Raw genomic sequence first — 13,110 nt, forward strand, 5'->3', positions numbered from 1 at the left:
CTCCAGCCGAGTCCGAGCAACCCCGCAAGAAGCGGCGCAATCAGCAGCAGCAAACAGAATCCGCTCCGGCCGAGCAGATCGCTCCGGCCGAGACCGAGCAACCCCGCAAGAAGCGGCGCAACCAACAGCAGCAAACGGAATCTGCTCCCACCGAGCAGATCGCTCCGGCCGAGACCAAACAGCCCCGCAAGAAGCGGCGCAATCAGCAGCAGATCGAAGCGGCCCCATCGGAACAACCGGCCGAGCAGGCAGCGCCGGCAAACGACAACCAGCCCAACGTCAATCCGCGCAAGAAGAAGCAAAAACAGAACCAGCAGATCGAGGCTGCCCCGGCAGAACAGGCTCCGAGTGTCGAGCCCGGACAAAAGCCGGGCAAGCGCAAGAAGCCTGCTGAATTGACCGGACCCGCCACGGAGGCGGAAGGCCAGCCGGCGCCGACCAATAAGGAAGCGACCCCACAGGCCCAACCGGCTCCGACCGAGCAGCAGGCCGCTCCCGTCCAGGGCGAACAGCCCCAGGACAAGATCAAGAAACGTGGCAAGAGGCCTGTCGGCGAACAGCCGGTGACAGGAGAGCAACAGCCCTCGACCGGCGAACAGCCTTCGACTGGCCAGGCCGCGCCGGTCCAGGGTGAAAATCCGGTCCAGGGTGAAGCCCAGGCCAATCCGAACGAGGCACCTGTTCTGGACAGCCAGAAGGATGTCTTGCGCAAGCGCAAGGGTGGCAAGGAGCGCGGCCAAAATGCCGGTAAGCAGCAGGGCAACCAGCCCGCCCAGCAGGGCGAGAACCAGGTGGAAGCCCCGAAGCCGGCTCCGGTCGATCAGGGGCCGCCGCCCACCGACGACCGGGCAGCCCAGCGGGAGATCAAGCCTGAAAAGATCGTTCCGGTGACCGAGGAAAAAGGCAAGCGCGTCGAGCGTGCGCCGGACATCGAGGATGTTCGTCGTCGTCCGCGCCCCCAGGGTGCCAACGTTGTCAGGGAATTCGGCGACCGCGTCATCCTCCAGTTCAACAACCAGACGTTCGTCGAAAGCAGCGATGCACCGCGCATGCACCGCGGCGCCAGGAATGTCTATTATGAGGACCTGTCGGGCGATCGCACCCGGGAAATCGTCGAGCGTGACAATGGTGTCCGGATCGTCACCATCCGCAACCGCTACGGCGACGTCATCCAGCGTTCACGCATCGCGCCCGACGGCCGCGAATATGTGCTGAGCTATGTCGACGAGCGGCACTATGACGATGATGCAGACTGGCGCGACCCGGGCGACGACCTGCCGCCGATGCGCCTTACCATCCCGCAAGAGGAATACATTCTGGATTCCGAAGAGGTCGAGGATCCGGACGACTACTACACCTTCCTCGAACGGCCGCCGGTCGAGAGGGTCCAGCGCCTCTATTCGATCGACGAGGTCAAGCGCTCGGCCCGCGTGCGCGACATCGCCCGCCGCATCGACCTCGACACGCTCAACTTCGAATTCGGTTCGGCCTCGATTTCCGACACCGAGGTCCAGAAGCTGGAGGGTGTTGCCAACGCCATGGACAAGCTGCTGAAGAAAAACCCGGCCGAGAGCTTCCTGATCGAGGGCCATACCGACGCTGTCGGCACACCGGAAGCGAACCTTGCTCTGTCCGACCGCCGCGCCGAGGCGGTCGCCGAAGCCTTGACCAACGCCTTTGGCATCCCGCCGGAGAACCTGACGACGCAGGGCTATGGCGAGGAGTATCTCAAGGTCAACACGTCGGGACCCAACCGCGAGAACCGCCGCGTCGCCATCCGCCGGATTACCCCCCTGGTAGCGCCGGTGGCCAGCGCCCAATAAACCGCAATGTGAACCGCGCGATTTGATCAACCATTGAATCGCGCGGTCATCAATCTTGAAACGCGCGGTTACCCATCCCAGATTCTGGAAAGGGCGTTCCCTGCCCTGTCCCGACTCCAGCGGGACACACGAGCCCCGCCGGTTCCCCTCCCCGGCGGGGTTTCGTTTTTTTGCAACCTTGCAAACCGCCGCAGCCTGCCCGAAATACGGCACTCCGACAACGGAGCCCGAATCGCCGCATGAAGCGCCTCGAACTCGCCATCGAATCGATCATTCTCGCCTCGCGCTGGCTGCTGGCCGCCTTCTATCTCGGACTGGGTGCGGCACTTGCCATCTATGCCGTGTCCTTCGGCAAGAAGCTGTTCGAGTTCGTCTCCGTCGCCTTCACGCTCGATGACACCGACACCATCCTGAAAATACTCGGCCTCATCGATGCCGCGCTGGTCGCCTCACTGGTGGTGATGGTGATCATCTCGGGTTACGAAAACTTCGTCAGCCGCTTCGATGAAAATGACGGCAAGGTGCATTGGCTGGGCACGATCGATGTCGGCTCGCTGAAGGTCAAGGTCGCCTCGACAATCGTAGCGATCTCCTCGATCCACCTCTTGCAGGTGTTCCTGAACTCGGTCTCCTACACGACCGACCAGCTGATGTGGCTGACCATCATTCATCTGGCCTTCGTTCTGTCGGCACTGATGCTTGCCTATATCGACCGGCTGATGGGTCTTGGCAAAGCCAAGAAAGCCGAGGACTGAGCACGCGTCTGTGCCGGTCTTTAAGAGACCGGTCTTTAAGAGATATGCCTGTCAGCTAGATACTTTCCGTCAGTAGATACCTTTGATTTTGGTATCCGTCCGGCCGAACACCTCGTCCGGCACAAAAAAGTCGCCGGCGAGCGGGCCTGTCGCACCCGGCGCATAGGCCGAGAAATCGCTGACGCCCTCAGCGCGCAGCACTTCTTCGTCAATGTAGAAATTGCCGGTCGCTTCACGCGACGGCCTGACCAGGATGGCGTATGCCGCATCGGCCATGATGTCGGGCGAACGGCTCATCGCCGCCACCGTCGCCCCGCCCAGGAGGTTACGCACCGCCGCGGTGTCGATGGTCGAGATCGGCCATAGCGAATTGACCGCAATGCCATCCCTGGCGAACTCGGCGCTCATGCCCAGCGTGCACATCGACATGCCGAACTTCGCCATCGTGTAGGCGACATGGTTCTTGAACCACTTGGCCTTCATGTCGAGCGGCGGCGCCAGATTCAAGATGTGAGGATTTTCCGCCAACCTCAAGTGCGGAATGCACATTTTGGAGACGAGAAAAGTGCCGCGCGCGTTTATCTGGTGCATCAGATCGTAGCGCTTCATATCAGTCTCCAGCGTGCCGGTGAGTTGGATGGCACTGGCGTTGTTGACGCAGATATCGATGCCGCCGAACCTCTCCACGGTCTTGGCGACCGCTTCGGCGACCTGTTCTTCATCCCGAATGTCGCACAGCACCGGCAGCGCCTTGCCGCCGGCCTGCTCGATCTCGTGCGCCGCTGTGTAGATCGTCCCGGGCAGCTTCGGATGCGGCTCGGCGGTCTTGGCCGCGATCGTCACATTGGCGCCATCGCGCGCGGCGCGCAGCGCAATCGCCAGCCCGATGCCGCGCGACCCGCCGGAGATGAAAAGCGTCTTTCCCTTGAGCGACATCCTTGCGCCTTCCTGCAACATGAAAGACACGATCCTTGCGCGGCTGAGAACCGCCGCGCAAGGCCCAACACACCGCATGCGGGTTACGCTGCGTCGGCCTTGAGACAATCTGAGCTAGACCAGCACCAGGCCCTGCCGCATGGCGATGGCAATCGCATCGGTGCGGTTGGCGGCACCGAGCTTCGTCAGGATCGCTGCGACATGGAACTTCGCCGTATGCACGGAGATGTTCAGCCGCCGCGCGATGACCTTGTTGGGGGCGCCCTCGGCCAGCAGCGCCAGCACTTCGCTCTCGCGCGGCGAAAGCGTCGGCCGGACGATCTGCTCGTCGGTCAGTTCCTCTTCGAACCGGTCGCTGTCATGGAAGATCAAATCGTGATGCCGATCGGATAGAGCATGGCTGTCGCGCGAAATCCGGTAGCCCGCAGCCGCGAGCCGCGCGGCGGCGGCGATCAGCAACTCGTCTGCTTGCACCGGCAGCACGGCAAACACTGTATCGGCCGGCCGTTCGCGGGCCGCTCGCGACGATAGCAGCACGCGAGGCATAGCCGCGTCGACGAGCCCGCCTTGTAGCCCATGATCATCGACGATGGCGACATCCGCCGCCTCACGCCCGTCGACTTCGCCGGCCAGAACCGGCCGCAGATCATCGGTCGCGGCGAGAACGGCGGACAGACTTCGCGCGCGCTCGACGTCACCGAGCGCGATCAGCACCGTCAGCCGTCTGCCAGCGACCTCACCGCTTACCATCTATCCCTCAGCTCAGTGGCTTTTCACCGATGGTCAGGGAAACCTCACGGTTCTCGCCGCCGCGCACCACGCCGAGTGTCACCAAGGCACCGGCGCTGTCCGGCCCGAGCTTGCGGATCAGCTCGCGCGGGCCATGCACCGTCTCTGCGTTCCACGACACGATGATGTCGCCGAGACTGAGACCGGCTGATTTCGCCGGCCCGTTATCGTCGAGGCTCATCACCATGGCGCCCTGGGTATCACCATTGCGGACCGGATGCAGGCCGGCGCCAAGATAGCCGCGCGCCACATGACCCTTCTCGCGCAGCGTCGTGACTGCCCGCTCGATCGTTTCGTAAGGCATGACCAGCGCCCGCCGGCGTGGCCCGAACAGCAGCATGCCGATCAGTCCACCCTTGGCGTCGAGCACAGGGCCACCCTCGAAACGGCCGCCGGCATTGACGGCAAGGTTGATGCGCCGGTCGATCGTGCCGCCGCGCATTGAACGCCAGGCCGGGCCGACCTCGCCGACCGTGCCGAAGGTAGCGAGCGAGGTGCCGTCGCTATTGCCCGCCACGACCGCCAGGTTGCCCGGCCGCACCGCATCCGCCTTTACCAGTGACGGGGCGCCCGGCGCGCCGGCCGGTTTCAAAACGGCCGTGCCGGTGGACGGGTCGCGGCCGACCAGTTCCGCCTTGACGGCTTCGCCCGAAGAAAACGTCAGCTCGATCTCCTCGCCGGCCTCGACCGCCTCCTCGGCAGTGACGAAATAGCCGTCCCGCCAGTGGAAAGCAGTTGACGTCCGGTGGTGGGTCGCGAAGCTGGCCGTCGCTGGTGCCGCGGCTGCCGCGATGTCGGCAATGGCGTCGGAAAACGTGCTCAGATTGAAATCGCTCATGATCTGTCTCCTGGGTTCTTCGTGACCCAGATATCGCCCGGCAGGACGTTGGCGGATACTCGCCTGACGGCTAGTTTGGGCATGTGACTGGCCATCTGGTCAGGTCGCGGCCGGTCCGGCCGCTCCGCACATATAGGCATTGTTCATCTTGTTCCAAACGGAGCCCTCGGATGGCCCTGCCCGCCCAGCAATTGCAATATGACGATGCCCTTCTCGATGCCTATTCGGCGACGGTCGCCGATGCCGTCGACCGCATCGGGCCCGCCGTCTGCCGCATCGAGCGCATCGGTGGCCCGGGCGGCCATGGCTCCGGCTTCGTCATCGCGCAGGACGGGCTGGTCGTCACCAACTTCCACGTCGTCGGCGATGCGCGCAGCGTGCGCGTATCAATGCCGGATGGCGCCTCCAGGGAAGGCCGCGTGCTCGGCCGCGATCCCGACACCGACATTGCGCTGGTGCGCGCCGACGGCAACTTTGCCGACGTCGCGCCGCTTGGCGATTCCAAGCGATTGAGGCGCGGCCAGATTGCTATTGCCATCGGCAATCCGCTCGGCTTCGAATGGACCGTCACCACTGGCGTCGTCTCGGCACTCGGCCGCTCGATGCGTGCCTCCACCGGCCGGCTGATCGACGACGTCATCCAGACCGACGCCGCGCTCAACCCCGGCAATTCCGGCGGACCGCTGGTGTCCTCGGCTGGCGAGGTGATCGGCGTTAACACCGCGATGATCCACGGTGCGCAAGGCATCGCCTTCGCGGTTGCCTCCAACACCGCCAATTTCGTCATCTCGGAAATCATCCGCTTCGGCCGTGTGCGCCGTGCCTTCATCGGCGTTTCCGCCGACACCACCAACCTGCCGCGCCGCGCAGCCCTTTTGTCGCAAGTATCGAGCAGCACGGCGGTGCGCCTGCGCACCGTCGAAAAGAACAGCCCGGCGGCCAAAGCCGGCCTCAGGGAAGGCGACATTATTGCCGCCATCGACGGCCGTCCGGTCACCGGCGTCGACGATCTGGTGCGCATGCTCGACGCCGAGCGAATCGGCCGCGAGACACTGTGCACGGTGGTGCGCCGCTCCGGCATTACTCAGGTCACCGTGATGCCGTTGGCGCGGGCGAGTTAGCGCGCCGCAGCACCCTGCGCATATTGCGCCATAAATTCTGGGCTCGGCGGGATCGGCCTGATCACGTCGATCAGCACGCCATTGGGATCCCTGGTGATGAAATGGCGCTGGCCGAAGGGTTCGTCGCGTAGCGTCCGCAGGATCGGCAGGCCAGCGGCGGTGATCCGCTTATAGATGGCATCCGGATCCCTGACCTCGAAATTGATCAGCAGGCCAGATGTGCGGCCCCGCCCTTCCTCCGGGATCGTCTCATGATCGCCCTGGACGATGCCGAGGTTGACGCGACGGTCTTCGGCCGAGCGCAGATGCACGTACCAGTCGGCCTCAAACAGCGGCTTGAAGCCGAAATGCGCAACATAAAAGGCTGCCGTGCCGGCAACGTCGCTCGTCATCAGCACCGGATAATAGCTCGTCGTCCTCATCTTTCCTTCTCCCGGCAAATAACATACAGTCTGCAGGTAAATGGAATTAACATACAGGCTGCATGTATGCAACAAGGATCCGCTCGTCGCTCCAACCGTGATCGCACCGCCGCGACACGCGCCGAGCTCATCGCCGCGGCTCGCAAACTGTTCACCCAAAAGTCCTATGCCGAGACCGGCACACCCGAGATCGCCGCCGCTGCCGGCGTCACGCGCGGCGCGCTCTATCATCACTTTGCCGACAAGCAGGCGTTGTTTGCCGCTGTGGTCGAACAGGAGGCGCAAGCCGTCTCGGAAGAGATCGAACGCGCGTCGCCGCCTTCGCTATTTGCCCGCGATGCGCTGATTGCCGGCTCGGATGCCTATCTGGCTGCCATGCGTGCGCCCGGCCGTACGCGGCTCTTGCTGCTTGATGGCCCGGCCGTGCTGGGCCGCGCCGCCATGGATGCGATCGACAATCGCCATGGCAACCGTTCGCTGCGCGAAGGCCTTGTTGCCGCGATGCGCTCGCACTCCATGACGAGACTGCCTGTGGAAGCACTGACCGCTTTGCTCGCAGCCGCCTTCGACCGCGCAGCGCTCGCCATCGAAACTGGAGCATCGATCGAGGACTATCGCGCCGTTCTCATGGCGCTGATCGACGGCCTGTCTCCGGCTGCTCCTCAGGTATCTCACCCGGTTCGAACTCGTTGAAACAGCCTAGCTGGCGCTTGAACTGGTCGATCAGCCAGGCGGCCGCCGGTTTCGGGCTGCGATCGGCGCGGTGCATGGCATAGAGCGGCGAGCGGACTTCGCTGTAAGGCTCGAGATCGAGTTCGACGAGCCGGCCGGTCGCCAGATCATCGGCAATCAGCCATCGCGGCAGCCCGCCCCAGCCCAGCCCCTCGCGCATCAGCACGTGCTTGGTGCGCACATCCGTCAGCCGCCAGGTGCGGTAGGCGAAGACGCCATAGTCACGCCCGCGCGTACGCTCGGACTGGTCCGAGACGACCAGTTGGATGTGTTCGCGGACATCCTCTAGCGCCACTGGTCTCGGCAGCAGCGCCAGGGGGTGATCAGGCGCTGCGGCTGGCACCAGGGAGAAGAAGCCGATGCGAAGCAGATTCACGTCCGTCTCACCCAGAAGCCCCCCGATGCCGAGATCGGCCTGTCCGCCGACAACATGATCGAGGATAAGGCCAAGCGAGCCGATATGGAGACGCAGCGTCACGGCCGGGAACTGCGCCTCGAATGCCTTTAGCACCCGAACCAGAACCGGCGACGGTAGCGTCACGTCGACCGACAGCGTAACTTCCGCCTCCAATCCCTGCCGGTATCCGTCGACACGCGAGCGGATGCGTTGCAGCACGCCGACCATGCGCCGCGCATCTTCCAGCGTCGCCTTGCCGACATCGGTCAGTTGCGGTTCACGCGTGCCCTCGCGCTCGAACAGCTTCAGCCCGAGCTGCGCTTCGAGGTTGGCGATGGCGTAGCTGATCACCGATTGCGCGCGATTCAATTTGCGCCCGGCGGCCGAGAAGCTGCCGGTCTCGGCCACCGCAACCAGGATCTGCAGTTGGTCAAGCGTCGGGTTCGGTTGCATCGTTCAATCCACATTTTAGATGGATAATATACAAAATACACCAGTTTTTCAAATGGGTCTGCGCACACATATTTGCCAGGAGATTTTAATCCAACCCTGGAGACCCCATTATGTCCATCCTTCTTGTCACATCGAGCCCGCGCGGCGCTGCCTCGCACTCGACCCGAATTGCTACTGAATTCGCTGAAAAGCTTGTTGCCGCCGATCCGTCGAACACGCTTGTCGTGCGCGACCTCGTCGCCAATCCGTTGCCGCACATCGATGCCGATTATGCGACCGGCATCTACACGCCGGCCGAAGCGCGCACCTCACGCCAGGCTGAAGTCGTTGGCGTCTCCGATGTCGTGCTGGATGAACTATTCGCGGCCGATACGGTGATTCTCGCCACCGGCTTCATCAACTTCAACATCTCCTCGACGCTGAAGTCCTGGGTCGATCACATTGCCCGTTCCGGCAAGAGCTTTGCCTATGGCGAGAACGGCCCCAAGGGGCTCGTCACCGGCAAGAAGGTCTACATCGTACTGGCTTCGGGCGGCATCTATTCCGAAGGTGCGGCCGTGCAGTTCGATCACGCCATTCCCTACCTGCGCAGCGTGCTTGGCTTCCTCGGCATGACCGATGTCGAGGTCATCCGCATCGAAGGGGTCGGCATGGGCGCCGATGCGGTGGCAGCAGCGCTGGCCAAGGCCTCGACCAAGGTCGACGCCATTGTAGCCGCGACCGGTAATGCCGAGCGCGTCGCCACCGCGGCGTAAAAGCGTCAGCATCGTCTGAATTGTACAAGGGCAGGCGCCCGGCGCCTGCCCTTGTTATCGTTGGCGACAACCTATTGTGGTGGGCCACACAACCGCCATTGGTTATTCCGCTTGTCTGCGCTATCGGTCGCGGATGTTCCTTTCCGTTGCCACAACGCACCGTCCGGCCACCGATCTCGGTTTCTTGCTGCACAAGCATCCGGATCGCCTGCACGAGACCGACCTGTCTTTCGGCAAGGCGTGGCTGTTCTATCCCGAGGCAACCGAAGAGCGTTGCGAGGCTGCACTCCTGCTCGATGTCGATCCTGTGGGACTGGTGCGGGGCAAGGGCCAGGCAGAAGGCCTGCTCGACCAATATGTGAACGACCGGCCTTACGCAGCATCATCCTTCCTGTCGGTGGCGCTGAACAAAATGTTGCGGACGGCGATGACCGGTATATCGAAGGAGCGCCAGGAACTGGCCGACAGCGAACTGCCGCTGGAAGCCGTGGTTACGCCACTGCCAATGCGCGGCGGTGAGGTTCTGGTTCGAAGTTTGTTCGAACCCTTGGGCTGGACAGTCGATCTGACGCCAATCGAAGGAATCGGGGGTGCTGCAGGCGAGCCCCAATACGGCCATCTGAAGCTGACCGGCACGGGTCGGCTCCGCGCCTTGTTGAATCACCTCTATGTGCTGATCCCGGTGATGGACGATGCCAAGCATTACTGGGTCGGCGAAGCAGAGATCGACAAGCTGCTGTCCAAGGGAGAGGGCTGGCTGGAAAACCATCCGGCCAAAGACCTTATCGTGCGCCGCTACCTTGGCAATCGCCGGGCTTTGGCCCGCATCGCCCTGGAGCGGCTGGCTCCCGAGACGGCTGGCGAGGCACAACCTGCCGAGCTGCGCGTTACGCCCGAGGAAGCGCTGGAGACGCCGATCCGGCTCAACGATCTGCGCATGGAAGCTGTAGTCCAGGCCATTCAGGCGACGGGGTCAACCTCGATTGCAGATTTAGGATGCGGCGAAGGCAAGCTGCTCGGTCGGCTCGTGCGCGAGCGATGGGTTCATAAGCTGTTCGGGCTGGATCCGGCGGTACGCGAACTGGAATGGGCCGCAAAGCGTCTCAAGCTGAACGAATTAGGCGGGCCGCCCGAAGGCCGGGTCACGCTGCTGCATGGATCGCTGACCTACCGGGACAGCCGTTGGGCCGCAGCCGACGTCGCCGTTCTGGTCGAGGTCATCGAGCATCTCGACGAGGACAGGCTGCCCCTGGTCGAACGCATCGTTTTCGGTGAGACGGCGCCCAAATCCGTCATCGTGACCACTCCGAATGCGGACTACAACGCTCTGTTTCCAAGATTGGTCCCTGGCGCATTTCGCCATCCCGATCACCGTTTCGAATGGAGCCGGGCTCAGTTCCAAGCCTGGGCGGCCAAAATCGGCGAGATCTATGGCTATGCAGCCACCTTCAGCGGTATCGGAGCCGAGGACCCGACCCTCGGCGCCCCCACACAGATGGCGGTGTTCACCCGATGAGAGAACCCGATAAGACCAACCTCACCATTCCTGACTTCGCCCTCGTCGTGCTGATCGGCTCGACCGGATCGGGCAAGTCGACTTTCGCCGCCAAGCATTTCCTGACGACCGAGATTATCTCCTCGGACCAGTGCCGGGCGCTGATCTCCGACGACGAAACCGACCAGGACGTCTCTGCGGATGCCTTCGATCTGGTTCGCGAAATAGCCGGCAAACGGCTTAAACACCGCAGGCTGGCCGTCATCGACGCCACCAATGTGCGAGCCGCCGACCGCAAGGCCTGGATTGAGCTGGCGCGCAAGTGGCACGCTTTGCCCGTCGCCGTGGTCCTCAATCCAGGCGTCGAGGTGTGCGTCGCACGCAATGCGGTGCGAGTCGACCGGCCGTTTGGCGCCGGGGTCGCCCAGCGCATGACAACCGAGATCCGCAAGGGTCTTGGCGGCCTCCAACGCGAGGGCTTCCGCCAAGTCTGGAAGCTTACCAGCGAGGCCAGCATCGACGCGGCCGAGGTGTCGCGACAGCCGCTGTGGACCGATAAGCGCGACGACCATGGCCCGTTCGATATCATTGGCGACATCCACGGCTGTTCGGATGAGCTTCATATCCTGCTCGCTCGATTGGGCTACAGCATCGTCTGGTCTGAGCATCAGGGCGACCGAACGGTCACCGTGGTCCCACCAGAGGGCCGCAAGATCGTCTTTGTCGGCGACCTCGTCGATCGCGGCCCCAACTCGCCCGACGTGCTGCGCATTGCCATGAGCATGGTCGCGGCTGGAACCGCATACTGTGTCCAGGGCAACCATGAACGCAAACTCAGCCGCTGGCTGGAAGGCCGCAAGGTCACGGTCGCTCACGGCCTCCAGCAGACCGTCGATCAGCTAAATGCACAGGACCGAGGCCTGCGCGAGGCGCTGCCGGCCTTTCTCGACGGCCTGCGCAGCCATGTCTGGCTCGATGGCGGAGGCCTCGCCGTCGCCCATGCCGGCCTCAAGGAAGAGATGATCGGACGCGGTTCCGGCGCTGTGCGCGAGTTCGCTCTGTACGGCGAGACCACAGGCGAGACCGACGAGTTCGGGCTGCCCGTCCGTGCCGACTGGGCCGCGGCCTATCGTGGCAAGACGGCCATTATCTATGGACATACGCCCACGCTATCGGCCGAATGGGTCAACAGCACCCTGTGCATCGACACCGGATGCGTATTCGGCGGCAAGCTGACGGCCTTGCGCTGGCCGGAACGCGAACTGGTCGAGGTGCCGGCAATCCAGACCTGGTCGGAGCCGATACGTCCGCTGGGCGGGTCCGGTCCCGGTAAATCGGCACAGGCCGACGCCGACGGCGTGCTCGATTATCAGGATGTCTCCGGTCGCCGTTGGATCGAGACCGGACTGAGGGGCCGGATTGTCGTGGCCGAGGAGAACGCGTCGGCAGCACTGGAGGTGATGAGCCGCTTCGCGCTCTCGCCGCAATGGCTGATCTATCTGCCGCCGACCATGTCGCCGTCCGAGACCAGCAGCCAGGACGGCTGGCTGGAACGTCCGGAGGATGCCTTCGCTTACTTCCGCGAGCGCGGCGTTGCGCAGATCGTGTGCGAGGAGAAGCACATGGGTTCGCGGGCAGTGATCGCGCTCTGCCGGAACGCGCAGGCGGCACGCAGCCGCTTCGGGGTCCCTGGCGACGAAACCGGCGCAATCTGGACCCGCACCGGACGCTCCTTTTTCAATGACAGTGCCATGACGGAGGACCTGCTCGCCCGTCTTCGCACCGAGGTCGACGCGGCGGATCTGTGGAAGGAATTGAACAGCGACTGGCTGCTGCTGGACTCCGAGATAATGCCTTGGTCGGCCAAAGCCGGCAGTCTGATCGAAAGCCAGTATGCGCCTGTGGCCACATCCTCTGCCGCCGGTCTCAAGGCCAGCAGCGAGGCGCTGGCCCGTGCGATGGCGCGCGGCGTCGATGCAGCCGCCCTGAACGCACGCCTTGAAGACCGGGCCGTCCGCGCAGCCAAATACGCCACCGCCTGGGCGCCCTACGTATGGCCAGTTTCGGGCGTCGAGGACCTTAAGGCCGCGCCTTTCCACCTGCTGGCCAGCGAGGGACGTGTTTGGTTTGACCAGGACCATGTCTGGCACATGTCGCTCGCGGACCGTCTGGCTGCCCGTGGCGGCGTGGTCACGCCGACTCGATGGCGTATGGTTGATCTGGCCGACGGCAGCGCGTGTGCCGAGGCCGTCGCCTGGTGGGAAGCGCTGACTGGCGTAGGCGGCGAAGGCATGGTGGTCAAACCACGCGACTTCGTCAGCCGTGGCAAGAAGGGGCTCATCCAGCCGGCGCTGAAGGTCCGCGGCCCGGAATATTTGCGCATCATCTATGGTCCCGAATATGACGCGCCCGACAATCTCGTCCGCCTCCGAGAACGCGGCCTGGCCGGCAAGCGCAGCCTGGCGCTCAGAGAGTTCGCGCTTGGCCACGAAGCGCTAACGCGATTTGTCGCCAAGCAGCCGCTACGCCGGGTTCACGAGTGTGTCTTCGCCGTGCTGGCGTTGGAAAGCGAGCCAATCGACCCAAGGCTGTAG

12 protein-coding genes are annotated in these 13,110 nt (G+C 63.6%); 7 read left to right on the forward strand and 5 right to left on the reverse strand.

Features of this window, described 5'->3' with window-relative positions:
* Together NKJ32_RS28165 and NKJ32_RS28170 are read left to right on the forward strand one after the other, a co-directional pair.
* Nucleotides 1-1,823, forward strand: a 1,823-nt coding sequence (locus tag NKJ32_RS28165; RefSeq protein ID WP_352757113.1) for an OmpA family protein, incomplete at its 5' end; no start/stop codon positions are given.
* A 239-nt stretch (nt 1,824-2,062) separates the two neighbouring features.
* Nucleotides 2,063-2,578, forward strand: coding sequence for a TIGR00645 family protein (locus NKJ32_RS28170; protein ID WP_352829545.1), 516 nt, complete (start codon nt 2,063-2,065; stop codon nt 2,576-2,578).
* A gap of 69 nt (nt 2,579-2,647) precedes the next feature.
* Here NKJ32_RS28170 and NKJ32_RS28175 read toward each other — a convergent pair whose 3' ends face one another.
* The 3 genes from NKJ32_RS28175 to NKJ32_RS28185 form a co-directional block, all read right to left on the reverse strand.
* Nucleotides 2,648-3,514, reverse strand: coding sequence for an SDR family oxidoreductase (locus NKJ32_RS28175; RefSeq protein WP_352757114.1), 867 nt, complete (start codon nt 3,512-3,514; stop codon nt 2,648-2,650).
* Between the two features lie 114 nt (nt 3,515-3,628).
* Nucleotides 3,629-4,264, reverse strand: coding sequence for a helix-turn-helix transcriptional regulator (locus NKJ32_RS28180; RefSeq protein ID WP_352570981.1), 636 nt, complete (start codon nt 4,262-4,264; stop codon nt 3,629-3,631).
* A 7-nt stretch (nt 4,265-4,271) separates the two neighbouring features.
* Nucleotides 4,272-5,141 carry a S1C family serine protease gene (locus NKJ32_RS28185; protein ID WP_023678283.1) on the reverse strand — a complete coding sequence of 290 codons (870 nt, stop codon included), beginning with the start codon at nt 5,139-5,141 and terminating at the stop codon, nt 4,272-4,274.
* Nucleotides 5,142-5,311: 170 nt separating this feature from the next.
* On the opposite strand from NKJ32_RS28185, the gene NKJ32_RS28190 reads away from it, so the two are divergent.
* The gene (locus tag NKJ32_RS28190) at nt 5,312-6,262 is read left to right on the forward strand and encodes a S1C family serine protease (RefSeq protein WP_023678284.1); all 951 of its coding nucleotides are present in this window, start codon (nt 5,312-5,314) and stop codon (nt 6,260-6,262) included.
* Here the strand turns inward: NKJ32_RS28190 and NKJ32_RS28195 are convergent.
* A complete protein-coding gene (locus tag NKJ32_RS28195) occupies nt 6,259-6,684 on the reverse strand; it encodes a VOC family protein (RefSeq protein WP_023678285.1) in 426 nt (141 codons plus the stop codon). The two genes, NKJ32_RS28190 and NKJ32_RS28195, sit on opposite strands and share 4 nt — an antisense overlap.
* A gap of 66 nt (nt 6,685-6,750) precedes the next feature.
* Here NKJ32_RS28195 and NKJ32_RS28200 point away from each other — a divergent pair, with 66 nt between their 5' ends.
* The gene (locus NKJ32_RS28200; protein ID WP_352829547.1) at nt 6,751-7,377 is read left to right on the forward strand and encodes a TetR/AcrR family transcriptional regulator; all 627 of its coding nucleotides are present in this window, start codon (nt 6,751-6,753) and stop codon (nt 7,375-7,377) included.
* Here the strand turns inward: NKJ32_RS28200 and NKJ32_RS28205 are convergent.
* Nucleotides 7,310-8,266: a LysR family transcriptional regulator gene (locus NKJ32_RS28205; RefSeq protein ID WP_023678287.1), complete on the reverse strand. Its 957-nt coding sequence runs from the start codon at nt 8,264-8,266 to the stop codon at nt 7,310-7,312. The two genes, NKJ32_RS28200 and NKJ32_RS28205, sit on opposite strands and share 68 nt — an antisense overlap.
* Before the next feature lie 110 nt (nt 8,267-8,376).
* On the opposite strand from NKJ32_RS28205, the gene NKJ32_RS28210 reads away from it, so the two are divergent.
* From NKJ32_RS28210 to NKJ32_RS28220, 3 genes are all read left to right on the forward strand, one after another.
* A complete protein-coding gene (locus NKJ32_RS28210; protein ID WP_023678288.1) occupies nt 8,377-9,021 on the forward strand; it encodes an FMN-dependent NADH-azoreductase in 645 nt (214 codons plus the stop codon).
* A 133-nt stretch (nt 9,022-9,154) separates the two neighbouring features.
* A complete protein-coding gene (locus NKJ32_RS28215) occupies nt 9,155-10,537 on the forward strand; it encodes a 3' terminal RNA ribose 2'-O-methyltransferase Hen1 (RefSeq protein ID WP_352829549.1) in 1,383 nt (460 codons plus the stop codon).
* Nucleotides 10,534-13,110, forward strand: coding sequence for a polynucleotide kinase-phosphatase (locus tag NKJ32_RS28220; protein WP_352829551.1), 2,577 nt, complete (start codon nt 10,534-10,536; stop codon nt 13,108-13,110). Before NKJ32_RS28215 ends, NKJ32_RS28220 begins: the two co-directional genes overlap by 4 nt.

Origin of the sequence: Mesorhizobium sp. M0159 (genome assembly GCF_040322295.1) — a bacterium.
In the GTDB taxonomy this organism is placed as follows: Bacteria; Pseudomonadota; Alphaproteobacteria; order Rhizobiales; family Rhizobiaceae; genus Mesorhizobium.